This is a genomic window from Rhodoferax sp. OV413, from assembly GCF_900104385.1.
Taxonomy (GTDB): domain Bacteria; phylum Pseudomonadota; class Gammaproteobacteria; order Burkholderiales; family Burkholderiaceae_C; genus Rhodoferax_B.
Window position 1 is genome coordinate 41727 of the sequence record NZ_FNJA01000009.1, and the last position, 24477, is coordinate 66203.

Genomic DNA, 24477 nt, shown 5'->3' on the forward strand with positions numbered 1-24477 from the left:
CCTCGCTCCTTCACAAGGTGTCCTATGTTGCATTTCCCGTTCTCCGCTTGCGCGTCTGCCGTGGCTTTGACCCTGGCCATAGGCGCTGCCCAGGCCCAAACCGAAGTCACGGCCGTGCTGGCCGGGCATGCCGCCCTGCCCGCCAGCACCAGCGTCGCAGCCCCCGAAAATGCCGGTCCGCTATTTGCCACCTCGGGCAAATTCACCGCCGGTAATCGCTTGCGCAGCGACACCCTGGGTAGCGTGCCCGGCATCAGCTTTGTGGGCGACCCCAAGTACCCGCGCAAGTCGGGCGGTAGCTTGCCGATGCAAGGGCAGTCGGTACAGGGCTTTTCTGGCATCGTGTCCCTAGGCAAGAACCAGTTTCTGACCCTGACCGACAACGGCTTTGGCAACAAGATCAACTCGCAGGACGCCTTGCTGATGGTCCACCAGGTCAAGGCCGACTGGGCCCAAGGAACGGTGACGCGCGACAACACCATCTTCTTGCACGACCCGGACCGCAAGGTGCCGTTTTTCATCCAGAACGAAAACACCACTGCGCGCTACCTGACCGGCTCGGACTTCGATCCCGAATCGATCCAGGTGGTGGGCGGCGAATGGTGGCTCGGCGACGAGTTCGGTCCCTACGTGCTGCGCGTCACGCCGCAGGGCAAGGTGCTGGGCGTGCTGGAAACCACGGTGGCCGGCAAGACCTACCGCGGCCCCGACCACTACCTGAACGGCCGCCTGCCCAACTACCCGGGCGACGCGGTTTTTGAAGTGCGCCGCTCGGGTGGTTTCGAGACCATGGCCCAGTCGCCAGATGGCAAGACCGTGTACCCGATGTTCGAATGGCCGCTGTGGGACGCGCAGGCCAAGGCCCCGGAAAGCCTCAACGGCAAGCCCTACGCGCGGATTCTGGAGCTGGATGTGGCCAGCCAACGCTACAGCGAGCGCCAATGGAAATACGCGCTCGAAGAAACCGGCAATGTGGCTGCCGACTTCCAGATGCTGAATGCCACCACCGGCCTGGTCATAGAACGCGACGACACCACAGAAGGCGCGGGCCCGAACTGCCCGAACGAGCCCCGGGTGGACTGCTTCACCCGCCCCGCCAAGTTCAAGCGCATCTACAAGATCGACTTCAGCCAGCTGGATGCCAATGGCTTTGTGAAAAAGGTGGCCTTCATCGACCTGACCAAGATCAGCAACCCCCAGCGGCTGGCCAAGCGCGGCCCGAACGAAGCCAATTTCGCCCTGCCGCATCTGGGCCTGGAGGGCTTTGCCATCGTCGATTCCCACCATATCGTGGTGGTCAACGATGACAACTTCCCCTTCTCCTCGGGCCGCACCATCGGCCAGCCGGATGACAACGAGCTGACCCTGCTCGACATCCAGGCACTGGTCGATGCCAAGTAAGCCCCCCGCCCCCTGACCATCTAGGAGACCCCTCCATGCGCATGCTTTTCCGCCCTTCGGCACTGGCGGCCGCCGCCCTGTTGCTGACCGCCTGCAGCACCCCCACCCGCCAGGCCAGCGCGCCCGACCCGCAGCTGGCGCAGATCGGCCAGATCGTGGTGGTCTACCTGGAGAACCGCAGCTTCGACCATTTGTTCGGCCTGTACCCGGGTGCCAACGGTGTGCCGAACGCGCTGGCCCAGGGCCTGGGCGTGCAGGTCGATGCCAACAACCAGCCGTATGCTGTGCTGCCCCCGCCGCTGGCCGACAAGACCGGCAAGCCCGATGCGCGCCTGGCCGGGCCGATCCCCAACGGCCCGTTCCGGCTTGACCCGAAGATCGGCCTCGGCGACACCTTGTTCAGCCCCATCCATGCGTTCTGGGCCAACCAGCGTCAGATCAACGGCGGCCGCAACGACCGCTTCGTGGCCGACGGCAACAGCGGTGGCCTGCTGATGGGTACCTACGACGGCAGCTCGCTAGGCCTGTGGAAGCTGGCCCAGCGCTTCACCCTGGCCGACAACTTCTTCCAGTCGGCGTTTGGCGGCTCCTTCCTGAACCACTTCTGGCTGGTCTGCGCCTGCACCCCGGTGTATGCCAACGCGCCCCACCACATCGTGGCGCTGGACGCCCAGGGCCGCTCGGCCGAACCCGACGAGCCCGAGGCCTATGTGACGCAGGACGGCTTTGCGGTCAACACCATGCAGGGCAGCTGGCTGTTTGATCCGACCAAGAAGCAGGCCCTGCTACCGCCGCAGACCGCGCCCACCATTGGCGACCGGCTCAGCGACAAAGGCATCCCCTGGGCCTACTACGGCCAGGACTTCAACCGCGCGGTGGCCGCCACCCAGGCGGGCAAGGGCTTGTCCACCTTCTCCTACCACCACCAGCCCTTCATCGCCTTCAAGCGCTTCATCGACAGCGAGGCCCAGCGCAAGGCGCACCTGAAGGACCGCGCCGACTTCATGGCCGATGCCCAGGGCGGCACCCTGCCCCCGGTGTCGTTCTACAAACCCACGGGCGGCAAGAACATGCACCCGGGCCGCGGCAGCGTGGCCGAGGGCGATGCCGAAGCCATCGAAATCGTCAATGCGGTAATGGCCGGCCCGCAGTGGAAGAACACCGTGGTCATCGTCACCACCGACGAAAACGGCGGCTTCTGGGACCACGCCGCGCCGCCCAAGGGCGACCGCTGGGGACCCGGCTCGCGCATCCCTGCCATCATCGTCTCGCCCTTCAGCGAGGGCGGGCGCATCGACCACACGCAGTACGAAACCGTCTCCATCCTCAAGCTGATCGAAGACCGCTTCGGCCTGGCACCGCTGGGCAGCCGCGACGCCAAGGCCAACAGCCTGGCCAAGGCCTTGAAGTTCTGAACCCGGCAATGCGCACTACCTGGCTGGCGCTGCTCTGCTGCCTGGCAGCGCCCCCAGCGGCAGCCGCCGACCAGCCGTTTGAAGCCTATGCCGGCTTGGTGCGCGGTGTCCACGCCCAGTGGTATCTGCCGGGCGCGCAAGACTTCGCGGCGCAAAGCCAGGCACTGGTTGGCAGCCTGCAGCAGTTCTGCGCGGCCGATCCAGCGGCGCCCATAGAGCCGCCGCGCCAGCAGTGGCTGCGCAGCGTCTCGGCGTGGGAGCGTTTTTCGGCGGTGCGTGGTGGCGCCCTGCTGGCACGGCGTTCACCGCGCGCTATCGACTTCATGCCGACCCGACCCGAAGCGATTGCCGAGGCCGTGCGCAGCGCCCCAAGCGATGCCGCCGCCATGGACGCGATCCGCGCGCCGGCCAAGGGCTTGCCGGCACTCGAATGGCTGCTCTGGCCTGGCCAGCTGCGCCCGCAAACCCCCGCCTGCCGCTACGCCGAACAGGTGGCCGCCGACATCCTGGCCGAAGCGCTGGCCCTGCAAACCGCCTATGCCAGCGCGCTGCAGGCAGGCTGGGATGACAAGGAAGCCGAGTACGCGATGTACGAGTTCCTGAACCTGTGGAACAGCGCACTGCAAAAGCTCTGGCGCGAAGACATGGACAGCGTGCTGCAAAAGCTGCAAGCCGGGCGCTTCGCCAGCTTCAGCCGCAGCAGCAGCGGCCACAGCGCCGAGGCCTGGCGCATCCACTGGCAGGCCTTGCGCGAATTGGCCATGGGCAGTGGCGGCAATGTGTCACTGCACGCCTACCTGCTGGCGCAAAACCATGGCGCGCAGGCCGAGCAACTGGCCCAGGCCGTGGCCGGGGTCGACCAGGCCCTGGGCCGGCTGCTGGCCCAGCGCCAGCCCACCGCCGCCAGCGTGCCCATGGCCGAAACCATACGCGCGCTGAAGGCCTTGCAGCACTTCACCGAGACTGAGCTCGGCCACACCCTGCAGTTCACCATCAACTTCTTCGACGAAGACGGCGATTGAGTACGCTATTTATTTAATAGCTGCTTGCGCAGGTACTACCTGCGCTACAGGCATTTTTTATCTAAATCCCGGCTCAGCCGTTGCCTTCGGGCTTGATCTGGGCGCGGGCGATCACCGGCTTCCAGCGCGCCTGCTCGGTCTTGATGAAGGCATCGAACTCGGCGCTGGTGCTGCCCACGGCCAGTGCGGTCTCGTGCGACAGCTTTTCCATCACCACCGGGCCGCGCGCGGCCTTGATGGCTTCGGCTTCCAGCTTGGCAAGGTTCGCCTTGGGCCATTTGCTGGGGGCCATCAGGCCGTACCACTGGGTCATCTCGAAACCCTTGAAGCCTTGTTCGGCGACGGTCGGCACATCCGGCAGCTGGGGCAGGCGCTGGGCCGTGCCGGTGGCAATGCAGCGCAGTTTGCCGGCCTTGATGAAGGCCAGCAGCGCGGGCGCGCCCACCGAGGCGGCCTGCAGGCGGCCGGCCATCAGGTCGGTCAGCATCGGGCCGGTGCCGCGGTAGGGCACGTGCAGCAAGAAGGTGTTGCTGACCATCTTCAGGTACTCGAACGCCAGATGGCCGGCGCTGCCATTGCCGGCCGAACCGTAGTTCAGCTGGCCGGGCTTGGACTTGGCGTAGGCGATGAACTCGGCCAGGTTCTTCACCGGCAGGTCGGGGTGCACCACGTACAGGCTGGGCACCTTGGACACCAGGGTGATGGGTGCGAAGTCGCGCGCCGCGTCATACGGCAGCTTGGCGAAGATGTAGGGGTTCACCGCCAGGGTGCCGATGTGGCCGAGTACCAGGGTGTGGTCGTCGGTGCTGTTGGCGACTTCCTGCATGGCGATATTGCCGGCCGCGCCCGGCTTGTTGTCGACGAACACGTTCTGCCCAATGGTCTTGGCCATCTCGCCAGCAATCGCGCGGGCCACGATCTCCGAGCTGCCGCCCGGGGCAAAGGGCACGACCAGGCGCAGCGGCTTGCTCGGCCAGGCGGCCTGCGCGCGGGCCGGCGGCAGCATCAGGGTGGATGCCGCGGCGGTGGCGGCCAGCAGCACGCGGCGGCGCGCCAGGGTGGGGTTCTGTAATTGCGTCATGGCTTGTCTCTTGTTGTGGAACAGATGGACCGCCATCATGCACGGGCCAATCTATCAAACACCTTTCAGCCCGCCCCGCCCGGATAATGGCCGGCATGCACATCCTGTTGGCAGAAGACGAACACGCACTCGGCGAATGGCTGGCCAAGGCCCTGGAGCAAAGCGGCCACCGGGTCGACTGGCGCGACGACGGCCGGCTGGTGGAAAGCGCGCTGGCCGACTGCGACTACGACGTGCTGGTGCTCGACCTGGGCCTGCCGGGCCGCAGCGGCAGCGACATCTTGCGCCGCCTGCGCGCCCAGGACCGGCGCCTACCGGTGCTGATACTCACCGCCCGCGACTCGCTGGCCGAACGCGTAGACACCCTGAACCAGGGCGCCGACGACTTCCTGGCCAAGCCGTTTGCGCTGGCCGAGCTGGAGGCCCGGCTCACCGCGCTGGTGCGCCGCGCGCGTGGCAGCGAACACCCGCGCTTTGCCTGCGGCCCGCTGGCCTTCGATGCGGTGACGCGCCAGTTCACCCTGGGTGCCGACAGTCTGCTGCTGTCGCCACGCGAACACGCGCTACTGAAAGCCCTGGTACAGCGCAGCGGCGAACCGCTGTCGCGCCAGCAGGCGATCCACCGCGTTTTCACCGACGACGAGGAAGTCCAGGCCAGCGCCATCGACGTGCTGGTGCACCGCCTGCGCAAGCGGCTGGAGCACAGCGGCGTCAGCATCCACACCTACCGAGGCCTAGGCTATGTTCTGGAAGCGGATTCGCCAAGCCAGCCTTAAGCTGCGGCTGCTGGCCCTGCTGCTGCCGACCATGGCCGTGGCCACGGCCACCAGCCTGTGGCTGACCCGGGTCGATGCCGTGGCCTCGGCGAATGCGGCCTACGACCGCTCGCTGCTGGGCGCGATCAAGGCGCTGGACCTGAACGTGTCCACCGCCTCGGGTGGCCTGGCGGTGGAGCTGCCCTACCGATTGTTCGAATTCTTCCAGCTCACCGCCACCGGCAATGTCTACTTCCGCGTGGCCACGGCCGACGGCCGGGTGGAGATCGGCCATACCGACCTGCCGCCGCCACCCAGCCAGTTGAAGGTGGGACAGCCACTGTTCTACGATGCCACCTACTTCCAGGAATCGGTGCGCGTGGGTGCCTTCATGCGGCCCTTCGAGGCCTCGCAGCCGGCCAGCGGCCAGCCGCTGCTGGTGATCCAGGTGGCCGAAAGCACCGCCTCGCGCGAGCAGTTCACCGCCAGCTTTGTGCGCCGCGCGGCCCAGCGCGATGCGCTGTTCGTGCTGCTCATGGGCATCGCCGTGGTGCTGGGCCTGAGCTTGGCCCTGCGCCCCATGGCCCGGCTGGCGCGCCAGACCCGGGACCGCGAGCCCGACGACCTGCGCCCGCTGCACGCCGAAGACCTGCCGCGCGACATCCAGCCGCTGGTGGACGCGGTGAACCAGCAGATCGCCCGCACCGAGGCCCTGGTGGCCCAGCGGCGCGGCTTTATCGACGATGCCTCGCACCAGCTGCGCACCCCGCTGGCGGTGCTGCGCGCCCAGCTCGACTACCTGCTGCGCGAAACCGACCCGGTGCGGCACCAACAGGCCTTGCAAGCCCTGTCGGATGCGCTGGGCCATGCAATCCGCGCCACCAACCAGCTGCTGACCCTGGCCCGCAGCGATGCGGCCCAGCCGCAGTGGGAGCCATTCGACCTGGGCGCACTGGCGCGCGAAGTGGCTATGGAGTTGCTGCCCGTGGCCCGGGCGCGCGGCATCGACCTGGGCGTCGACGCCCCCACCGAGCCGGTGCAGGCCGAGGGCGACCGCGGCCTGCTGCAGCAGGCGCTGCTGAACATCGCCCACAACGCCTTGCAGCACGGCCGGGCCCAGGGTGTGGTGACGCTGCAGGTGGTCGCCGATCCGCAGGCCTACCGCCTGCAGGTCAGCGACGACGGCCCGGGCCTGGACCCTGCCGTGGCGCAAAAGCTCGGCCAGCGCTTCGTCAAAAGCCGGGGCAGCCACGGCTCAGGCCTGGGCCTGGCGATTGCGCGCTCGGTGTTGGAGCGGCATGGCGGGCAACTGCGGCTGGAGCCCCAGCCACAGGGCACGGGCGTCTGCGCCGTTTTATCCTGGCCCAAACCATGAGCCGGCTACACCGCTGGCTGCTGCTGGCCTGTCTGCTGACCGGCACTGTCCAGGCCGGCCTGCCCGAGGGCGCGCGCTGCATTGCCCCGGCCAAGGGCGGCGGCGGCTTTGACCTGACCTGCCAGCTGGTGCGCGACATGCTGCAGGCCGCGGGCCAGACCCGCGTGCCGCTGGCGATTGCCTACCAGCCGGGCGGCATAGGCGCACTGGCCTTCCACAGCACGGTGAGCCAGCGGCCGGCCGAGGGCCAGACCATCGTGGCGTTTTCTTCGGGTTCGCTGCTGAACCTGGCGCAGGGCCGGTTTGGCCCCTACAGCGCGCGCGATGTGCGCTGGTTGGCCGCCCTGGGTATGGACTACGGCGTGGTGGCGGTGCGCCAGGACGCGCCCTACCGCAGCCTGCGCCAGCTGCTGGACGCGCTGCGCAGCGACCCGAACCGGATTGTGTTTGGCGCGGGCGGTGCCATCGGCAGCCAGGACTGGATGAAGGCCGCGCTGCTGGCCCGGGCCGCTGGCGTCAGCCACAAGTCCATGCGCTTCGTGGCTTTTGAGGGCGGCGGCGAGGCATTGACCGCCTTGCGCGGCGACCACGTGCAGGTGCTGGCCGGAGATGCCGCCGAGGTCGGGCGGCAAATCGACCAGGGCGTGCCCGTGCGGGTGCTGGCCGTGCTGTCCAGCCAGCGCCTGCCCGGGCGCTGGGCCCAGGTGCCGACCGCCAAGGAGCAGGGTTTCGACATCCAGTGGCCCATCGTGCGCGGCGTCTACCTCGGCCCCCAGGTCAGCGAGCGCGAGGTGCGCGACTGGAACGATGCGCTGGCCCGGGCCGCTGCGCACCCGGCCCTGGCCCAGCAGCTGGTGCAGGCCGGCCTGCAACCCGGCTGGGTCAGCGGCCCGGCGCTGGACGCGCTGGTGGCGCGCCAGACCGCTGAATACCAGCGGCTGGCGGCCGAGTTCGGTCTGGCCCGCCGGGTGCCGTGATTGCTATCTAATCAGTAGCTGCTTGCGGTGATGGAATATGCGCCAGAGGCCGATTTCATGCCAAGGCCGAGGCCAGCACCTTGCCGCCGGCGTAAAAGGCCCGCAGGTTGTCCACGGTCAAGACCTCCATGGCCTGGCGGGTTTCGCGGGTGGCGCTGGCGATGTGCGGCAGCAACACCACGTTGTCCAGCGCCATCAGCTCGGCCGGCACGTTCGGTTCGTCGGCGTACACATCCAGCCCGGCACCGGCGATGCGGCCCTGCTTCAGGGCCTGCACCAGCGCCGCCTGGTCGACCACCGAGCCGCGCGCCACGTTGACCAGGAAGCCGTCCGGCCCCAGCGCCTCCAGCACCTCGGCGTTCACCAGGTGCCGGGTGGCGGCGCCACCGGCGGTGATGACCACCAGGGTGTCGGCCCAGCGGGCGAGTTCGACCAGCGCGGGCTCGAAGGTCCAGGGCACGTCGGCCACCGGATTGCGGTTGGTATAGCGGATCTGCATCTCGAAGCCGGCGGCCCGCTGGGCGATGGCCCGGCCGATGCGGCCCAGGCCCAGAATGCCCAGGCGCTGGCCGGTGACCTTGCGCGCCAGGCGGAACTTGGCCTTGGGCCAGTCGCCGCGGCGCACAAAGCGGTCGGCGGCACTGGCGCCGCGCGCCACGTCGAGCAGCAAGGCCATGGCCAGGTCGGCCACGCAGTCATTCAGCACCTCGGGCGTGTAGCCCACGGCAATGCCGCGCTGGGCGGCACCGGCCACGTCGATCTGGTCCAGGCCGACGCCGTGGCTGGAGACCACGCGCAGCGCCGGCAGGGCCGCAAGCAACGCCGCCGACGCACCGGCCGGGGCCGAGGTCACCAGGCCGGTGAAGCTGGCGCCGTGGGCGGCCAGAAAGACCTGGGGATCGGCCTGGTCGGCCAGGCGCTGGACATCGAATTCGGCCGCCAGCGCGGCCTCCAGGGCGGGGGTCAAGGCGCCGTTTTGCAGGATGCGGGGGCGGGTGCTCATGGGGTGGGTTCCTTGTTCAGTCGATGCCGATTTTCTTATCCAGGATGATCTGCGTGTAGCGCTTGCGGTCGTTGGCAATCAGCTGCTGGAACTGCGCGGGCGTGCTGCCCTTGGGCAGAGCGCCCAGGTCGGTGAGCTTGCGCTGGGTTTCGTCGGCGGCCAGCACCTCGCGCACATCGGCGGAGATCTTGTCCACGATGTCCTTGGGCGTGCCGGCGGGCGCCAGGATGCCGATCCAGGAGATGGAATTGAAGCCCGGCAGCGCGGCCTCGGCCAGCGTGGGCACGTCGGGCAGCGCCGGCACGCGTTTGTCGCCGGTGACGGCCAAGGCCCGCACCGTGCCCGATTTGATGTGGCCGCTGGATTCCAGCACGGTGGCAAACGACAGCTGCACGTGGCCGGCGATCAGGTCGGCAATCGCCGGGCCGCCACCGCGGTAGGGCACGTGCAGCACAAAGGTGCTGGAGCCGCTCTTGAACATCTCGGCCGCCAGGTGCATGGAGCCGCCCGCGCCCGAGCTGCTGTAGCTGAGCCTGCCAGGCTGGGTCTTGGCATAGGCGATGAATTCCTTCACCGTCTTGGCCGGCACCTGCGGGTTCACCATCATCACCAGCGGCAGCTCGGCCACCAGGGATACGGGCTCGAACGCGTGGTCGGCGTCGTAGGGCATCTTCTTGTACAGCGCCGGATTAATCGCCTGGGTGCCGATGTTGCCCATCAGCAAGGTGTAGCCATCGGCCTTGGCCTTGGCCACCAGGTCGGCGCCAATCATGCCGGCCGCACCGCCCTTGTTGTCGATCACCACCGGCTGGCCCCACTTCAGGGACAGCTTCTGCGCCACCAGCCGGGCCCCGGTGTCGGTGCCGCCACCCGGGGCGAAGGGCACGACCAGGGTGACCGGCCGGCTGGGAAATGCGCCTTGCGCCAGCGCCAGGCTGGCGGACAAAGCCGTGAGAGTGGCAAGCGCCAGGTGGGTGAATCGCATGGTTTGTCTCCGTTGATTTTTGAATGCAATCAGTCTGCAGAAATTTTTCGCGTCTCGATCAGCTTCTTCCAGCGTGCCGATTCGCTGGCCTGGTAGCTGCTGAACTGATCCGGCGTATTGCCCACCAGCTCAAAGCCCATGTCGACAAACTTCTGCTTGACCTGCGGGTCGGCCAGGGCTTCCATCAGGGCCGCATGGATCTGGGCCTTGACCTCGGGCGGCAAGCCCTTGGGAGCCACCACGCCTTGCCAGGAGTTGACTTCGGCATCCTTGACACCGGACTCTGCCAGCGTGGGCGTGCCGGGCAGCAGCGGCGAACGCTTGGCGCTGGCGATGGCCAGCACCCGCAGCTTGCCGGCGTGGATGTACTGGATCACGTTGTTGATGTTCTGGAAAGCCGCGTCGATCTGCCCGCCCAGCAGGTCGGTGATGGCCGGGGCCGCGCCTTTGTAGGGCACGTGCAGGCCCGAGGTGCCGGACTGCAGCCAGAACAGCTCGGCGCTCAGGTGGTCGGAGGTGCCGTTGCCGGCCGAGGCAAAGGTCAGCTTGCCGGGCTGGGCCTTCTCGGCGGCGATCAGCTCGGCCACCGACTTGTAGGGCGAGGAAGCCGGCACCACCAGCACATTCGGCGCCTGCACAGCAACCGTCAGGTAGTCGAAGTCCTTGCCCGCGTCATAGGCCACTTTGGACAGCAGATGCGGTGCCATGACCAGCGGGCCGAGCGAGGTGACCAGCAAGGTATAGCCGTCGGCCGGTGCGCGCTTCACAAAGGTGGCGCCTATGGTGCCGGTGGCGCCTGCCTTGTTGTCGACGATGACGGTTTGCTTGAAGCGCTCCTGCAGCTTGGGCGTGAGGGTGCGGGCCAGGGTGTCGGTAGCGCCGCCGGGCGGGAATGGCACCACCAGGGTGACGGTCTTGTCGGGCCACGCGAATGCGCTGGTCGAGAGTGCCAAGGCGGCGGCCGTGCAGGCCAGGCGGAATTTCATGGGGGTCTCCGAATCGTTGTCGTGGGGATTGCCGCCGGCGTGCATTGCAGGCAACACGGGCGGCCTTGGTTGTCAGGCATTCTATTTAATAACGCTTGTATGTCAAACAACTTTAGAAAAATCAACGCAATCTGCTAAACAAGCCAAGGCGGACCTGTCAGAATCCAGCATCCTCGCACTGTCCCATCCGCCCCGGCCCTCCATGAACGAATCCCTGTTGCACAACGTCGGCGTGGGCTCCCTGCCCGACCGCATCTACGCCCATGTGGTCGAGTCCATCCTGCGGGGCGACTTTGCGCCGTCCAACAAGCTGCCCACCGAGGGCGCGCTGGCCAGCCAGTTCGGCGTGTCGCGGCCCACGGTGCGCGAGGCGCTGGCCCGGCTGCGCTCGGACGGCATCATTGATTCCAAGCGCGGCGCCGGCAGCACGGTGATACGCGCGCCCGGCTCGCCGGTGGTGGTGGCCACGCCGATCAAGAGCCTGGCCGACATCGAGCGCTACTACGCCTTCCGCAGCTGCATAGAGATGGGCGCTGCCGCCGGGGCCGCCGAGTTCCGCGAAGAGGCCGACCTGGAGGCGCTGCGCCAAGCCTTCGACGCGCTGAACACCGCCATGGAAGCCGGCCACTCGGGTGCCGACGAGGACGTGCGCTTCCACCTGGCGATCGCCCGGGCCTCGCACAACCCGTTCTTCGTCACCACCATAGACACCAGCGTGGCGCCGATCCGGCAGTTCATCGAATTGGCCCGCAATATCACCGACAAGAAGAGCCTGGAGCGGGTGCGTACCACGCAGGCCGAGCACCAGGCCATCGTCGACGCCATCACCCGGCGCTCGCCCGGCGACGCGGCCGAGGCCATCCGCATCCACATCCTGAACGCCAAACGGCGGATCTTCGAGAGCACACAGCTGCCCTGAGAACAGCTTAGTTTGCTTGACAACTTTTCAAGTTGTCAGATAATTGCGGCCATAAGGAGACATCCATGTCCGACGCCGCCCCACTTTCCGCCAGCGCGCCTGCCCAGGCCCCGCTCACCATCCGCATGCATGTGCGCGACAACGTGGCCATCGTGGCCAACGACGGTGGCTTGCCGCCTGGCAGCATCCTGCCCAGCGGCTTGGTGCTGCGGGACCGGGTGCCGCAAGGCCACAAGGTGGCGCTGGTCGATCTGGCCGCCCAGGCGCCGGTGCTGCGCTACGGCATTCCCATCGGCTACGCGCTGCAGGAGATTCCGGCCGGCAGCTGGGTGCACGAGCGCCTGCTGCAAATGCCCGACGCGCGCGGGCTGGACAACCTGCCCATCGCCACCGTCAAGCCCGAACCCCTGCCGCCGCTGGAGGGCTACAGCTTTGAAGGCTTTCGCAACGCCGACGGCTCGGTGGGCACGCGCAACATCTTGGCCATCACCCAGACCGTGCAGTGCGTGGCCGGCGTGACCGACTTTGCGGTGCAGCGCATCAAGGCCGAGCTGCTGCCCAAGTTCCCCAACGTGGACGACGTGGTAGCGCTGGAGCACGGTTACGGCTGCGGCGTGGCCATCGACGCGCCCGACGCCATCATCCCCATCCGCACCCTGCGCAACATCAGCCTGAACCCGAACTTCGGCGGCGAGGTGATGGTGGTCAGCCTGGGCTGCGAAAAACTGCAACCCGAGCGCCTGCTGCCGCCCGGCAGCATCCCGCTGATCGACGAGCGCAATGTGGCCGATGTGGGCAACACCGCCGAGGCCAAGCTCGACGTGGTCTGCCTGCAGGACGACGCCCATGTGGGCTTCATGTCCATGGTCGAATCCATCATGCGCCAGGCCGAAGAGCACCTGGAACGCCTGAACGCGCGCCAGCGCGAAACCGTACCCGCCAGCGAGCTGGTGGTCGGCGTGCAGTGCGGCGGCAGCGACGCGTTCTCGGGCGTCACCGCCAACCCGGCGGTGGGCTTTTGCACCGACCTGCTGGTGCGCGCCGGCGCCAGCGTGATGTTCTCGGAAACCACCGAGGTGCGCGACGGCATCGACCAGCTGACCTCCCGTGCGTCCACGCCCGAAGTGGCCGCAGCCATGATCAAGGAAATGGCCTGGTACGACGCCTACCTGCAGCGCGGCCAGGTGGACCGCAGCGCCAACACCACGCCCGGCAACAAGAAGGGCGGCCTGTCGAACATTGTCGAGAAGGCCATGGGCTCCATCGTCAAGTCCGGCTCGGTGCCCATCACCGGCGTGCTGGCCCCGGGCGAAAAACTCAAGCAAAAGGGTTTGACCTACGCGGCCACCCCAGCCAGCGACTTCATCTGCGGCACGCTACAACTGGCCGCCGGCATGAACCTGCATGTGTTCACCACCGGCCGCGGCACGCCCTACGGCCTGGCCCAGGTGCCCGTCATCAAGGTGGCGACGCGCAGCGACCTGGCACGCCGCTGGCACGACCTGATGGACGTGAACGCCGGCACCATCGCCGACGGCAGTTGCAGCATTGAAGACGTGGGCTGGGAGCTGTTCCAGCTGATGCTCGACGTGGCCAGTGGTCGCAAGAAAACCTGGGCCGAGCACTGGAAGCTGCACAACGCCCTGGTGCTGTTCAACCCGGCGCCGGTGACCTGAGGCGCGGCGGGGTCGTAGCTACAAAGCGCAGCACGGCGTCTACCATTTCACCCGCGACGGGCAGCGACGGGTCGACATACGCAGCCTGCTGCAAAGCCGGGTCAGCCGGCACCATCTTCAATACATGGTTCATGCCCTGGACAACACAGAGCTTGGCATCTGGCTTGGCCCTCCGCAGAGCCAACGCATCGGGCACGCCTACCTGCAAGTCGGTCGTGCCCTGCACCACCAAGGCAGGCAGGCCCAGAACGGCAAAAGCCTGCGCAGGATCATGCGCAAACCACGACCGTAAATAAGGCAGCACGCTGGGCCGGTACAAAGACGCCAGTGCGGTTGGAATCGCAGGGACTTCCTGCCCCTGCTCCAACGCCGACAAAATCGCTTCGTTCGCCTGCACCAGCCCAGGCTCTGGCAGCCCTGCCAGCTGTTGCCGCAGCACATCCGATCCTCGCCGGCCCGGCCCGGCAACCGAGATGAACGCCCGCGCCGAGCTTTCTTTGGCTGCCAGCATGCCAACCAGCGAGCCTTCGCTGTGGCCAAAAACGAACACCGATGCAAAGCGATCATCGGCCAACAGCATGTGGATCCAGGCGGCCGCATCTTCCACGTAGGTGTCAAAACGCAAATCGGCTTCGCAAGAAGCCGCAGCAGCGCTGGCCGCGACACCGCGCTTGTCGTAACACAGCGATGCCACACCCGCCTGCGCCAGGGCCTGAGCCAGCATCTTCAGGCTGTCGTTTCTAGCTTGGATACGGGTGCTATTGCCATCCCTGTCCGTGGGGCCGGAGCCCGCGATCACCAGAACCACGGCAGGCGTGGGACTCCCCTCCGTGGGCAGGCGCAGTGAGCCGTGGAGCTCGCCGGTGCTGGTTTTCAGTACGACGGCATCACAGCGCGGCGTACCCACGTGGTGCTCAGGCAAATACCGGCCGGAAAAAGCTGCGCTCGTAGCTCAGGATGCAGCGGGTCTCCTCGGCATAGCGAAATGCCGCCTGGCATTCGGGGTCTTGCAGGGACTCGGCGCGGTAGACCTCGTAGTCCGTCAGCGACGGGAAAGTAAACATCGCCAGCGCAATATTGTTCGCCCCTTCGGAGGGCAGAAAGTAGCCGTGGTGCTGGCCGCCGAACTTTTCGACCAGCGGAATCCACAGCTTGCCGTAGTGCTCAAACTCCTGGAGCTTGTAGGGGTCGATGACGTAGCGCAAGTAGCAGGTGACCATGGGTGGAATCCGTAGATAGAAGTAATGGAAGTGTTGGGATTAGCTCTTCTTCGCCTGTTCGTAGAGCGGCATCACCCGGGGCAGGTTTTTCTCCATCTCGGCGATGCGGTTCTTGCCGGCCGGGTGGGTGCTGAGCCACTGGGGGGGTGCGCCCTTGTTCTGGGCACCCATTTTTTGCCACAGGGTGATGCCGGCCCGCGGGTCGAAGCCGGAGCGCGCGGCCAGCTCCAGGCCGACCAGATCGGCCTCGGTCTCGTCCGAGCGGCTGAACTGCAGGCTCAGCAGCTGCGCGCCACCGCCGATCACCGTCTGGCCCAGCTCGCCGGCGCCCAGCAGCTGGCTGAGCAGATTGGCGCCCACATTGGTCGCCATGGACTTGCCCATGCGCTCGCGCGCATGCTCGCGCAGCGCGTGGGCGATCTCGTGTCCCATCACGGCGGCGACCTCGTCGTCGTTGAGCTTCAGCGTCTCCAGGATGCCGGTGTAGAAAGCGATCTTGCCGCCCGGCATGCACCAGGCGTTGATCTGCTGGCTGCCGATCAGGTTCACCTCCCACTGCCAATCGCGGGCGCGCGGGTTCCAGGCCGTGGCGTGGGGAATGATGCGCTGGGCAATCCGGCGCAGCCGCACCAGCTGCGGGTGGTCGGCCGGGGCCAGGGCGTTTTGCTGTTTGGCCTGCTGCAGGGTCTGCAGGTACTGGGTCTTGGCGGTCTGCTCCACGCTTTCGGCCGGCACCAGCTTGGAGAAGGCCGAGTTGCCCCCGACCTCCACGCCGTCCCGGGCCCACGCCGCCGGCCCAGCCAGCAGCGCCATGCCCAACACCACAGGTCCTAATCCACGCATTACAGCCATCCGGGTTCCCCTTGAATACTGCACGTATTATTCCCGCATGAACCCTCAGAGCCCGACCCTCGCCACGAATGCCCCTGCCCCCGTCCGCTGGATCGACACCCTGAAGGTCTACCGCGAGCCGGCCACGCTGCGCATGCTGTCGCTGGGCTTCTCGGCCGGCCTGCCGCTGCTGCTGGTGCTGGGCACGCTGGGCTTCTGGCTGCGCGAGGCCGGCATCGACCGCACCACCATCGGCTACCTGAGCTGGGTCGGCCTGGCCTACGGCTTCAAATGGGCCTGGGCGCCGCTGGTCGACCGGCTGCCGATTCCCATCCTGACCCGGCTGCTGGGCCGCCGGCGCAGCTGGCTGCTGCTGGCCCAGGCTGGCATCATGCTCGGCCTGTTCGGCATGGCCAGCAGCGACCCGCAGCTGGCGCTGGACCGCGTCGTCTGGTGCGCGCTGGCGGTGGCGTTCTGCTCGGCCACGCAAGACATTGCGCTGGACGCGTTCCGCATCGAGTCGGCCAACACCGAGCGCCAGGCCGCGCTGGCCGCCGCCTACCAGACCGGCTACCGGCTGGCGATGATCTGGGCCGGCGCCGGCGTGCTGTGGATCGCCGCCCGGGCTGAAGTGGCCGGCGCGGTGGTCAGCTACCAGCCCGGCGCCTGGCAAACCGCCTACGGGGTGATGGCCGCGTCGATGCTGGTCGGGGTACTCACCGTGCTGCTGTCCAGCGAGCCCGCACGCCGGATCCTGCCGCCGGCCCGCAATGCCCGGGCCTGGCTGCGCGAGGTGCTGGTCGAGCCGTTTGCCGACTTCCTGCGCCGCTACCGCGGCCAGGCGCTGCTGATACTGGCGCTGATCGCCACCTACCGCATCAGCGACGTGGTGATGGGCATCATGGCCAATCCGTTCTACGTGGACATGGGTTACACCAAGGACGAGGTGGCGGCGGTGACCAAGGTGTTCGGCGTCATCATGACCCTGGTGGGCGCCTTCATTGGCGGCGTGCTGTCGATGCGCCTGGGCGTGATGCGGGTGCTGATGCTGGGCGCGGTGCTCAGCGCCGCCAGCAACCTGCTGTTCGCCTGGCTGGGCACGCGCGGCCACGACCTGCAGGCGCTGATCTGGGTGGTGTCGGCCGACAACCTGGCCGGCGGCGTTGCCTCGGCGGCCTTCATCGCCTATCTTTCGAGCCTGACCAATGTGAACTACTCGGCCACCCAGTACGCGCTGTTCAGCTCGATGATGCTGCTGCTGCCGAAATGGCTGGCCGGCTTCTCCGGCAAGTTTGTCGACGCCTACGGCTATAGCCAGTTCTTCACATCGACCGCGCTGCTGGGCGTGCCGGTGCTGCTGCTGGTGGCTTTGGCATCCAGAGTAAAAACGCCTGCAGCGCAATCAGAATAAGCGCAAGTAGCTATAAACTAGATAGCAAAAGTTGAATCGCCATGCCTCACGGCGAAAGACAAGCCTTCCAGAAACACCGCAGAACTGGCTCCGCCAGGCTGCTGGTGTTGCCCCCAGCAAGGGGGTTGGCGAAAAGTGCGCAGCACTGTAGCCTGGGGGTGTAAGCAGTTTTGTGTTTACTTAACTTTACGGTGGCTTCAACCGGGCTTGGCTGCAAAGGCGCACCATCGTCTTTACAAACCCTCTCCAACCCCGTTTCCTCCACCTGACTACAAGACTGGCACCCCATGAGCGCACACCTGCTAATGATCGAAGACGACACCCGCCTGGCCGGCATGGTCGGTGAATACCTGGGCCAGTCCGGGTTTACCGTCGCCCATTCGCCCACCGCCAACGGCGGGCTCGACATGCTGGGTGGCCAGCCCAGCACCAGCACCCCCGACCTGGTGATCCTGGACCTGATGCTGCCCGACATGGACGGACTGGAAGTCTGCCGCCGCATCCGCACCACCTCGGGCGATATTTCGCAAATCCCTATCCTGATGCTGACCGCCAAGGGCGACCCGCTGGACCGCATCATCGGCCTGGAACTCGGCGCCGACGACTACCTGCCCAAGCCCTTCGAGCCGCGCGAGCTGCTGGCTCGCATCCGTGCCATCCTGCGCCGCCGCATCGACGGTACCGCCACGCCACACAAGGTGCTGCGCTTCGGCACGCTGGAGATCGACCGCGACGCGCGCTCGGTGTCCGTCAGCGGCCAGCCCTGCGACTTGACGGCCTACCAGTTCGACCTGCTGGTAACCCTGGCCGAGCGCGCCGGCCGGGTGCTGACCCGCGACCAGATCATGGAAGCCGTGCGCGGCCGCGAACTCGAAGCCTTTGACCGCTCCATCGACGTGCACATGGGCCGCATCCGCGCCGCCATCGAAGCCGACCCGAAGAACCCGCGCCGCATCGTCACCGTGCGCGGCGCCGGCTACGTGTTCGCCAAACAGCAGGATTGATTCCACGCCAGTTTCGCCCCAGCCCTTGTCTACACTTGGGCGTAACTGGAAATGGAATAACACGCTGTATGCAACCCACTCTCCCCGCGCTGCTGCAGCGCCTGTACGTGCGCATCTGGCTGGCGGTCTTGCTGGCCGTGGCGGTGCTGACCCTGCTGGTTGGCTGGGCCTGGCGCGTGGCCTCCGACCCGCCACTGCACGAACTGGTAATCCGCAACAAGGCGGGTGAAATCATCGGCAAGGGCACGACCCGGCAGCTGCGCGTCTCGCCCGATGGCGTGCAGATTGCGCCGCCGGCCAGCGCGCCGGCACCGTCGGACGGCCCCGATGACCTGGCCGAGCTGCCACCGCCGATAGCCGACGGCACCGTCATCCGCGGCCCGGAATTCGTGGTCCGCATGCACGACGGCCAGAGGGTGCTGATCCACCTGCCACGCCCCGAGCGCACCTGGTGGATGAAGCCGCCGTTCGGCTTCTTCTGGACCCTGGGCCTGGTCGGCCTGGCAATGGCGCTGGCCATGTACCCCATCATCCGGCGGCTGACGCGGCGGCTGGAATCGCTGCAGCGCAGCGTCGAGCAGTGGGGTGCGGGCGATCTGTCGGTGCGCGTGCCGATCCACGGGCGCGACGAAGCCGGCCTGCTGGCGCAGCGCTTCAACACCGCGGCCGAGCGCATCGAAACCCTGGTGGCCTCCCACAAAACCCTGCTGCAGTCGCAAAAGTCGCTGCTGGCGAATGCCTCGCACGAGCTGCGCTCGCCGCTGACGCGCATCCGCATGGGCATCGAACTGATGGGCTCGTCGCCCTCGCCCAGCTTCAAGAACGAGATCAACCGCAACATCGCCGAGCTCGACCAGCTGGTCGACGAAATCCTGCTGGCCAGCCGGCTGGACGCCAAGGAGGCCGACCTGGGCACGGTGGAAGAAGTCGACCTGATCGGCCTGGCGGCCGAAGAATGCGCGCGGCTGGACGCGGCCTTGGAGGTCGGCAGCGGCGAGGACGATGCCGAGCAGGCCTTTGTGGTGCAGGGCGTGGCCAAGCTGCTGCGCCGGGCCATCCGCAACCTGCTGGAGAACGCGCGCCGCTACACCAGCGGCGAGGTCAGCGTCAGCCTGCAGCAGCGCGGCGCGTTTGCGGTGCTGCGGGTGTTCGACCACGGCCCGGGCGTGCCGGTGGAGCTGCGCGAACGCATCTTCGAGCCCTTCTACCGCCTGCCCGGCGCCAGCGAACGCGACGGCGGCGTCGGCCTGGGCCTGGCCCTGGTCAAGTCCATCGCTGAACGGCATGGCGGCAGCGTGCGCTGCGAAGGCCGCGACGGCGGCGGCGCCTGCTTCGTCATCGAACTTCCCTGCTGAATCCACGCTGTGGGGGATAGTGCGGGCAGCGCACGAAGGGCGGCGTTGTTCCCTAGAATGCCTTGGCCACTTTCATCCCCTGGAGACAACACCCCATGAGCTACCACGCCGCTTCCGACCGCTACGCCGACAAAATGCCCTACCGCCGCACCGGCACCAGCGGCCTGAAACTGCCGGCCATCACCCTGGGCCTGTGGCACAACTTTGGCGACACCACGCCCATGGCCACCCAGCGCGCGATGCTGACCACGGCCTTTGACCACGGCATCACCCACTTCGACCTGGCCAACAACTACGGCCCGCCCTACGGCAGCGCCGAAGCCAATTTCGGCGAGCACATGCGGCGCGACTTCAAGCCCTACCGCGACGAGCTGGTGATCTCCAGCAAGGCCGGCTACGACATGTGGCCCGGCCCCTACGGCCAGGGCGGCGGTGGCCGCAAATACGTGCTGTCCAGCCTGGACCAGAGCCTGAAGCGCATGGGCCTGGACTATGTGGACATCTTCTATTCGCACCGCTTCGACCCCGACACCCCGCTGGAAGAAACCATGGGCGCGCTGGCCACCGCGGTGCAGCAGGGCAAGGCGCTGTACGTCGGCATCTCCAGCTATTCGGCCGGCAAGACCCGCGAGGCCGCTGCGCTGCTCAAGCAGATGGGCGTGCCCTGCCTGATCCACCAGCCGTCCTACAGCATGATGAACCGCTGGATCGAGGAAGAGCTGCTCGACGCGCTAGAAGACAACGGCATGGGCTGCATCGCCTTCAGCGCCTTGGCCCAGGGCCTGCTGACCGACAAGTACCTGAACGGCATCCCGGCCAGCGCCCGCATCAACCAGCCCGGCGGCGGCTCGTTCAAGAGCGAACACCTGAGCCCGCAGAACCTGGCCCATGTGCGCGCGCTGAACGAGATGGCCCTGGCCCGCGGCCAGAGCCTGGCGCAGATGGCCATTGCCTGGGTGCTGCGCGACCCGCGCGTCACCTCGGCGCTGATCGGTGCCAGCCGGCCCGAGCAGATCGTCGAACTGGTCGGCGCTTTGAAGCAGCCCAGCTTCTCGGCCGAAGAGCTGGCCGCCATCGACCAGCACGCGGTGGACGGCGGCATCAACCTGTGGAAACGCCCGTCGACCGACCAGCGCCTGGCCTGACCACGCGGTAGCGTCAGAACCAAATCGGCCTCTGGCGCTTATTCCACTAGCGTTACCAGCTATTTAAAACATAGCAAATCTATCTGCCGGGCTGGGTAGCACCCGGTGGTATCTGGCCGAATGCGTCATTTTTGTGAACCACAATCGGGGGATAGAAAAACCCCGCTTGAAAAGTTTCCATGGCGTTAGACATCCATTTGCCCACCGTGCTGTTCCTGCACCAGACCTCGTTCATGCTCGGGGCTCTGGTGTTTGTGCAGCTGCGCCGGCAGTCGTCCGGCACCCGCGGCCTGGGCCTGCTGGCCCTGGCATTTGCGTTTCTGGCCGCTGCGTACACCTTCACCGCCTCCAGCACGCATGCGGGCCACATCGTGTTGCCTGCGCTGGTGCGGCCCCACGTCACCATGCTGTTTGCCGCGCTGGGCTACAGCCTGCTGTGGGCCGGCTTTATCGAACTGGCCGGCCGCCGGCGCTGGCAGCAGAACCGGCTGGTGCTGGTGCTGCCGCTGGGGTTGTCCCTGGTGGGCATCGCCAGCGGCTTCCCCTACGACCCCTTGCTGCGCGGCGCGGTCTACTACGTGTTTGCCAGCCTGGCCTTGGCGGTAGCGGGCTACCGGGTGTTGCGCAACGCCCGCATCGAGCCGCTGCCGTCACGCATGCCGCTGGCCCTCTGCATGGGTTTGGGCGCGCTGTTCTACGCGGTGCGGCTGTTCGGCCTGCTCCGCGGCAGCGACTGGCTGGTGAATGTGGCCGAGGTGTTCTTCATCGAAATCCTGTGCAACTTCGGCATGGCCTTGCTGACCGTCACCCTGGTCAACGAGCGCTTGCAGCGGCGCCTGCAGCGCATGGCCCAGACCGACCCGTTGACCGGCGTGGGCAACCGGCGCTGGTTTTTGTCGCAGCTGCCGCCGCATCCGGGCACGGGCGCGGCCCTGGTGTTGATCGACCTGGACCATTTCAAGCAAATCAACGACCGCTTTGGCCACGCCACGGGAGACGAAGTGCTGGTGGCCTGCGCCCAGTATGTGCAGGGCATGCTGCGCGAGCACGACGCGTTTGCCCGCTATGGTGGCGAGGAATTCGTGCTCTACCTACCCGAGGTCAGCAGCGCCGAAGCCCTGCAGGTGGCGGACCGGCTGCGCCAGGGCATCGCCACCCTGGTCTGCGAGCACCAGGGCCAGCGCGTGCCGGTGTCGGCCAGCATGGGCGTGGCCATGGCCACCTCGCAGGACCCGCAGTGGCAGGCGGTGCTGCACCGGGCCGACCAGGCGCTGTACGCCGCCAAAAGCGCGGGCCGCAACCGGGTTGAGAGCTATAGCACTAAGAGCTGAATAGGCCTCTAGCGCAGTAAATACATGCGCTAACAGCTACACAATCCATAGCAAGGCCTAGACTCCAAGCTCCTTGTACATCACCAGCGCGTCGACCAGGCCCAGCCGCTGGTGCCGGAACGCGCGTGGCAGCCGGCCCACCACCGCAAAGCCCAGGTGCTGCCACAGCCGTACCGCGCGCTCGTTGGTGGCGACCACCAGGTTGAACTGCATGGCCAGAAAGCCCATGGCCCGGGCTTCTTGCTGCGAGTGCTCGCACATGGCCGAGGCCACGCCCTGGCCTTGCGCCGCCGGCGCCACCACATAGCCGCAGTTGGACACATGCGCGCCCAGGCCAGGCTGGTTCTGCTTCAGCACATAGGTGCCCAGCAGCTGCCCGTCGGGCGCGCAGGCCACATAAGTGGCCACGGGCAGCTCGACCCAGGCCGTGTGGATCGCGGCCTCGCTGCTGTCGGGGGCGTAGGCATAGGTGTCGCCAGTCTGGAAGGTGGTGTGCAGCAAGGCCCAGATGGCGGGCCAGTCGGAGGCTTGGTAGCGGCGGATGGAGAGCATGGCGTACAGGATGGGAGGGGATCGAGCGGTATGGAGCCACGATGTTAAAGGCTGTGTAAACCCTGGCTCCCAGCCGCAAAAACCACGAACAACCCGTTACATTTACGGCTGAAAAGTGCCGGGACCGACAAGATGCCGCCCGTGCAGTTCTTTGGTAGCCATCATTTTTCTGGAGCACACGATGCGCAAAACCTGGACTTCCGTTGTAATGGGTGCCGCCCTGTGGGCCTGCATGGGTGCATGGGCGGCCGATTTGCCGCACTGGTCTTACGACGGTGAAGACGGCCCGGCGGAATGGGCCCGGCTTACACCGGAAAACGCCACGTGCGCGGGCAGGAACCAGTCGCCCATCAATCTGGTCGGCTTCATCCACGCCCAGCTCAAGCCGATCCACTTCACCTACCAGGCCGGCGGTACCGAAATACTCAATAACGGCCACACCGTGCAAGTGAACTACGCGCCGGGCAGCAGCATCACCCTGGACGGCACGGTGTTCGAGCTGAAGCAGTTCCACTTCCATGCGCCCAGCGAAAACCAGATCCGCGGCAAGTCCTACGCCCTGGAAGGTCACCTAGTGCATGCCGATAAAGATGGCAACCTGGCGGTGGTGGCGGTCATGTTCCGCGAGGGTGCAGCCAACAAGGCCCTGGCCAAGATCTGGCCGCTGATGCCCACCGAGGCCGGCGCCAAAACCGCCTTGCCCCAGGCCTTCGCCGCCGCCGGCCTGCTGCCGGCCAACCGGGCCTACTACCGTTTCAGTGGATCGCTGACCACGCCGCCCTGCTCCGAAGGCGTGCGCTGGCTGGTGATGAAAGACCCGGTATCGGCCTCCGCCGAACAGATCGAGGCCTTTACCCACGTCATGCACCACCCGAACAACCGGCCCGTACAAGCCGTCAATGGGCGCACCGTGTTGGAGTGACACCCACGCTTGCTGATACCCGCCGCTTGGACGATTAAGAAGCTGCTTCTTTCAGGAAAATAGCGGCAGCATCTTCGTACGTAAACTGCTTTGCGTGGTGGATGATTTCGTCGCTCTGCCAAGGCTTTTCCTGGATCGACTGCAGCGCCTGTGCAAGCTGCTCGGCGTTGTCTGGTTCGATCAATATCCCCGCGTGGGGCGGAATGACATCGCGGAGAAATCCACGGTCGATGGAGATCACCGGCTTGCCAAAGCCCAGTGCCAGCATTGCCGTGCCCGAGGTCAATATCTCCCGGTACGGTACACACATGGCATCGCTGGCCATCACATAGGATGAAACCTCTTCATTGGGAATAAAACGCGCATCAAGCCTGATTCTGGCGTCGGTCCCGGCGATCTCCCGGATAGAAGAGAGATATTGCTTGTCCGAAAACCCTCCGGCCACCAGAAGCACATCGTTGCGAGAGGCTTGCTTCAGGAAAATCCGCATCAGACCATCCAGATTTTTATACGGCTTGCATTGTCCAAAGAATAGATAAATGAACGCATCTTGGGGCAGCCCCAATGCAGCCCGCGCCGATTCTTTGGTCTGCTCTGGCGGGTAATGGCCAATCCAGTTTCCATGGGGGATTTTTATGCATTTGCCTGCTGCACGCGGGAACCGATCCAGCAAAACTTTTTGTGCAGAAGCTCCATGCACAAAAATCTTGGAGGCCATTGCGATGATGCAATGCCGGGCCACCGTGTCCAACCACGGCAGGACACAACGGTCATGCGGCATGAGATTGTGGGCGGTCCAGTAGATCTTCTTCGTCCGCATCCTCATGACGGCGAGCAGTACGATAAATCTTAGGAAAGAAAGCAGAACAGCGCCTGATGTGCCTGACGACGCATATAGAAAGGATGGCCAATGGATATGCACTGCATCTTGCTTTCGAAGGTTTTGCAGCAGCCATTTGCCAGCCCATTCACCGCTGATGACCTCTACCCCTTGGGCACTGAGCGCATCGTAAAACCCGTCGTTATACGCAATCCCCCGGTAAGGAAAGGCAAGTATTCTCATTGTTGAAGGCATCCCCATCTTTTCCATCTCGATACTGTCATGAGAGTA

Annotated in this window: 23 protein-coding genes; 14 read left to right on the forward strand and 9 right to left on the reverse strand. The window is 66.3% G+C overall.

Translation table 11 applies throughout. From position 1 onward, the window contains the following. Positions 1-24: 24 nt before the first annotated feature. Genes BLT66_RS24020 through BLT66_RS24030 form a run of 3 tightly spaced genes read left to right on the forward strand, consistent with a single transcriptional unit; the run spans position 25 to position 3838 of the window. On the forward strand, positions 25-1401 hold the full coding sequence (locus tag BLT66_RS24020) for an esterase-like activity of phytase family protein (protein WP_092762045.1): 1377 nt from the start codon (positions 25-27) through the stop codon (positions 1399-1401). A gap of 35 nt (positions 1402-1436) precedes the next feature. Continuing rightward, positions 1437-2816: an acid phosphatase gene (acpA, locus tag BLT66_RS24025; protein WP_092762047.1), complete on the forward strand. Its 1380-nt coding sequence runs from the start codon at positions 1437-1439 to the stop codon at positions 2814-2816. Positions 2817-2824: 8 nt separating this feature from the next. Then, the gene (locus BLT66_RS24030) at positions 2825-3838 is read left to right on the forward strand and encodes an imelysin family protein (protein WP_092762048.1); all 1014 of its coding nucleotides are present in this window, start codon (positions 2825-2827) and stop codon (positions 3836-3838) included. A gap of 73 nt (positions 3839-3911) precedes the next feature. Here BLT66_RS24030 and BLT66_RS24035 read toward each other — a convergent pair whose 3' ends face one another. Continuing rightward, the gene (locus BLT66_RS24035; RefSeq protein WP_092762193.1) at positions 3912-4919 is read right to left on the reverse strand and encodes a Bug family tripartite tricarboxylate transporter substrate binding protein; all 1008 of its coding nucleotides are present in this window, start codon (positions 4917-4919) and stop codon (positions 3912-3914) included. 95 nt (positions 4920-5014) lie between these two features. On the opposite strand from BLT66_RS24035, the gene BLT66_RS24040 reads away from it, so the two are divergent. Genes BLT66_RS24040 through BLT66_RS24050 form a run of 3 tightly spaced genes read left to right on the forward strand, consistent with a single transcriptional unit; the run spans position 5015 to position 8026 of the window. Next, complete coding sequence (locus BLT66_RS24040; RefSeq protein WP_092762195.1) at positions 5015-5695, forward strand: response regulator transcription factor; 681 nt, start codon at positions 5015-5017, stop codon at positions 5693-5695. Further along, complete coding sequence (locus tag BLT66_RS24045; protein WP_092762049.1) at positions 5661-7049, forward strand: sensor histidine kinase; 1389 nt, start codon at positions 5661-5663, stop codon at positions 7047-7049. The genes BLT66_RS24040 and BLT66_RS24045 overlap by 35 nt, the downstream gene beginning before the upstream one ends. After that, positions 7046-8026 carry a tripartite tricarboxylate transporter substrate binding protein gene (locus tag BLT66_RS24050; RefSeq protein WP_092762050.1) on the forward strand — a complete coding sequence of 327 codons (981 nt, stop codon included), beginning with the start codon at positions 7046-7048 and terminating at the stop codon, positions 8024-8026. The genes BLT66_RS24045 and BLT66_RS24050 overlap by 4 nt, the downstream gene beginning before the upstream one ends. Before the next feature lie 55 nt (positions 8027-8081). Here the strand turns inward: BLT66_RS24050 and BLT66_RS24055 are convergent, their stop codons facing one another. From BLT66_RS24055 to BLT66_RS24065, 3 genes are read right to left on the reverse strand one after another with little or no spacing between them, the layout of a single operon-like run. Further along, entirely contained in the window at positions 8082-9029 is a 948-nt protein-coding gene (locus BLT66_RS24055) for a 2-hydroxyacid dehydrogenase (protein ID WP_092762052.1), read from the reverse strand. Positions 9030-9045: 16 nt separating this feature from the next. Continuing rightward, entirely contained in the window at positions 9046-10014 is a 969-nt protein-coding gene (locus BLT66_RS24060; protein ID WP_092762054.1) for a Bug family tripartite tricarboxylate transporter substrate binding protein, read from the reverse strand. 29 nt (positions 10015-10043) lie between these two features. After that, complete coding sequence (locus BLT66_RS24065) at positions 10044-11000, reverse strand: Bug family tripartite tricarboxylate transporter substrate binding protein (RefSeq protein ID WP_092762197.1); 957 nt, start codon at positions 10998-11000, stop codon at positions 10044-10046. 202 nt (positions 11001-11202) lie between these two features. Here BLT66_RS24065 and BLT66_RS24070 point away from each other — a divergent pair, with 202 nt between their 5' ends. Further along, entirely contained in the window at positions 11203-11919 is a 717-nt protein-coding gene (locus BLT66_RS24070) for a FadR/GntR family transcriptional regulator (RefSeq protein ID WP_092762056.1), read from the forward strand. A gap of 65 nt (positions 11920-11984) precedes the next feature. Continuing rightward, a complete protein-coding gene (gene garD / locus BLT66_RS24075; RefSeq protein WP_092762058.1) occupies positions 11985-13595 on the forward strand; it encodes a galactarate dehydratase in 1611 nt (536 codons plus the stop codon). Here the strand turns inward: garD and BLT66_RS24080 are convergent. Genes BLT66_RS24080 through BLT66_RS24090 form a run of 3 tightly spaced genes read right to left on the reverse strand, consistent with a single transcriptional unit; the run spans position 13573 to position 15658 of the window. Beyond that, complete coding sequence (locus BLT66_RS24080) at positions 13573-14517, reverse strand: alpha/beta hydrolase (protein WP_218922655.1); 945 nt, start codon at positions 14515-14517, stop codon at positions 13573-13575. The two genes, garD and BLT66_RS24080, sit on opposite strands and share 23 nt — an antisense overlap. Next, complete coding sequence (locus tag BLT66_RS24085; RefSeq protein WP_092762060.1) at positions 14510-14815, reverse strand: NIPSNAP family protein; 306 nt, start codon at positions 14813-14815, stop codon at positions 14510-14512. Before BLT66_RS24085 ends, BLT66_RS24080 begins: the two co-directional genes overlap by 8 nt. A 39-nt stretch (positions 14816-14854) precedes the next feature. After that, a complete protein-coding gene (locus BLT66_RS24090) occupies positions 14855-15658 on the reverse strand; it encodes a M48 family metallopeptidase (RefSeq protein ID WP_255407067.1) in 804 nt (267 codons plus the stop codon). Positions 15659-15704: 46 nt separating this feature from the next. Between BLT66_RS24090 and BLT66_RS24095 the strand changes: the two genes are divergently transcribed. The 5 genes from BLT66_RS24095 to BLT66_RS24115 all read left to right on the forward strand — a co-directional run bounded on the left by BLT66_RS24095 (position 15705) and on the right by BLT66_RS24115 (position 21892). Next, positions 15705-17057 (forward strand): AmpG family muropeptide MFS transporter, encoded by a 1353-nt coding sequence (locus BLT66_RS24095; protein WP_176955154.1) that lies wholly within the window; start codon positions 15705-15707, stop codon positions 17055-17057. A 287-nt stretch (positions 17058-17344) separates the two neighbouring features. Continuing rightward, complete coding sequence (locus BLT66_RS24100; protein ID WP_092762064.1) at positions 17345-18061, forward strand: response regulator transcription factor; 717 nt, start codon at positions 17345-17347, stop codon at positions 18059-18061. Between the two features lie 68 nt (positions 18062-18129). Further along, entirely contained in the window at positions 18130-19416 is a 1287-nt protein-coding gene (locus BLT66_RS24105) for a sensor histidine kinase (RefSeq protein WP_092762066.1), read from the forward strand. A 95-nt stretch (positions 19417-19511) separates the two neighbouring features. Beyond that, a complete protein-coding gene (gene mgrA / locus BLT66_RS24110) occupies positions 19512-20561 on the forward strand; it encodes an L-glyceraldehyde 3-phosphate reductase (protein ID WP_092762068.1) in 1050 nt (349 codons plus the stop codon). 179 nt (positions 20562-20740) lie between these two features. After that, entirely contained in the window at positions 20741-21892 is a 1152-nt protein-coding gene (locus tag BLT66_RS24115; RefSeq protein WP_092762070.1) for a GGDEF domain-containing protein, read from the forward strand. A gap of 57 nt (positions 21893-21949) precedes the next feature. On the opposite strand, the gene BLT66_RS24120 is transcribed toward BLT66_RS24115, so the two are convergent. Further along, positions 21950-22444, reverse strand: coding sequence for a GNAT family N-acetyltransferase (locus tag BLT66_RS24120; protein WP_092762072.1), 495 nt, complete (start codon positions 22442-22444; stop codon positions 21950-21952). A gap of 181 nt (positions 22445-22625) precedes the next feature. Here BLT66_RS24120 and BLT66_RS24125 point away from each other — a divergent pair, with 181 nt between their 5' ends. Then, positions 22626-23366, forward strand: a complete 741-nt coding sequence (locus BLT66_RS24125; RefSeq protein ID WP_092762203.1) for a carbonic anhydrase — start codon at positions 22626-22628, stop codon at positions 23364-23366. 34 nt (positions 23367-23400) lie between these two features. Here the strand turns inward: BLT66_RS24125 and BLT66_RS24130 are convergent, their stop codons facing one another. Further along, positions 23401-24441, reverse strand: coding sequence for a glycosyltransferase (locus tag BLT66_RS24130; RefSeq protein WP_176955155.1), 1041 nt, complete (start codon positions 24439-24441; stop codon positions 23401-23403). Positions 24442-24477: the final 36 nt, after the last annotated feature.

What these genes read in the sequence shown, in the direction of transcription:
- BLT66_RS24020 (WP_092762045.1), top strand. Translation starts at nt 25, where the DNA reads ATGTTGCATTTCCCGTTCTCCGCTTGCGCGTCTGCCGTGGCTTTGACC.
- acpA (WP_092762047.1), top strand. Translation starts at nt 1,437, where the DNA reads ATGCGCATGCTTTTCCGCCCTTCGGCACTGGCGGCCGCCGCCCTGTTG.
- BLT66_RS24030 (WP_092762048.1), top strand. Translation starts at nt 2,825, where the DNA reads ATGCGCACTACCTGGCTGGCGCTGCTCTGCTGCCTGGCAGCGCCCCCA.
- BLT66_RS24035 (WP_092762193.1), bottom strand. Translation starts at nt 4,919, where the DNA reads ATGACGCAATTACAGAACCCCACCCTGGCGCGCCGCCGCGTGCTGCTG.
- BLT66_RS24040 (WP_092762195.1), top strand. Translation starts at nt 5,015, where the DNA reads ATGCACATCCTGTTGGCAGAAGACGAACACGCACTCGGCGAATGGCTG.
- BLT66_RS24045 (WP_092762049.1), top strand. Translation starts at nt 5,661, where the DNA reads ATGTTCTGGAAGCGGATTCGCCAAGCCAGCCTTAAGCTGCGGCTGCTG.
- BLT66_RS24050 (WP_092762050.1), top strand. Translation starts at nt 7,046, where the DNA reads ATGAGCCGGCTACACCGCTGGCTGCTGCTGGCCTGTCTGCTGACCGGC.
- BLT66_RS24055 (WP_092762052.1), bottom strand. Translation starts at nt 9,029, where the DNA reads ATGAGCACCCGCCCCCGCATCCTGCAAAACGGCGCCTTGACCCCCGCC.
- BLT66_RS24060 (WP_092762054.1), bottom strand. Translation starts at nt 10,014, where the DNA reads ATGCGATTCACCCACCTGGCGCTTGCCACTCTCACGGCTTTGTCCGCC.
- BLT66_RS24065 (WP_092762197.1), bottom strand. Translation starts at nt 11,000, where the DNA reads ATGAAATTCCGCCTGGCCTGCACGGCCGCCGCCTTGGCACTCTCGACC.
- BLT66_RS24070 (WP_092762056.1), top strand. Translation starts at nt 11,203, where the DNA reads ATGAACGAATCCCTGTTGCACAACGTCGGCGTGGGCTCCCTGCCCGAC.
- garD (WP_092762058.1), top strand. Translation starts at nt 11,985, where the DNA reads ATGTCCGACGCCGCCCCACTTTCCGCCAGCGCGCCTGCCCAGGCCCCG.
- BLT66_RS24085 (WP_092762060.1), bottom strand. Translation starts at nt 14,815, where the DNA reads ATGGTCACCTGCTACTTGCGCTACGTCATCGACCCCTACAAGCTCCAG.
- BLT66_RS24090 (WP_255407067.1), bottom strand. Translation starts at nt 15,658, where the DNA reads ATGCGTGGATTAGGACCTGTGGTGTTGGGCATGGCGCTGCTGGCTGGG.
- BLT66_RS24095 (WP_176955154.1), top strand. Translation starts at nt 15,705, where the DNA reads ATGAACCCTCAGAGCCCGACCCTCGCCACGAATGCCCCTGCCCCCGTC.
- BLT66_RS24100 (WP_092762064.1), top strand. Translation starts at nt 17,345, where the DNA reads ATGAGCGCACACCTGCTAATGATCGAAGACGACACCCGCCTGGCCGGC.
- BLT66_RS24105 (WP_092762066.1), top strand. Translation starts at nt 18,130, where the DNA reads ATGCAACCCACTCTCCCCGCGCTGCTGCAGCGCCTGTACGTGCGCATC.
- mgrA (WP_092762068.1), top strand. Translation starts at nt 19,512, where the DNA reads ATGAGCTACCACGCCGCTTCCGACCGCTACGCCGACAAAATGCCCTAC.
- BLT66_RS24115 (WP_092762070.1), top strand. Translation starts at nt 20,741, where the DNA reads ATGGCGTTAGACATCCATTTGCCCACCGTGCTGTTCCTGCACCAGACC.
- BLT66_RS24120 (WP_092762072.1), bottom strand. Translation starts at nt 22,444, where the DNA reads ATGCTCTCCATCCGCCGCTACCAAGCCTCCGACTGGCCCGCCATCTGG.
- BLT66_RS24125 (WP_092762203.1), top strand. Translation starts at nt 22,626, where the DNA reads ATGCGCAAAACCTGGACTTCCGTTGTAATGGGTGCCGCCCTGTGGGCC.
- BLT66_RS24130 (WP_176955155.1), bottom strand. Translation starts at nt 24,441, where the DNA reads ATGCCTTCAACAATGAGAATACTTGCCTTTCCTTACCGGGGGATTGCG.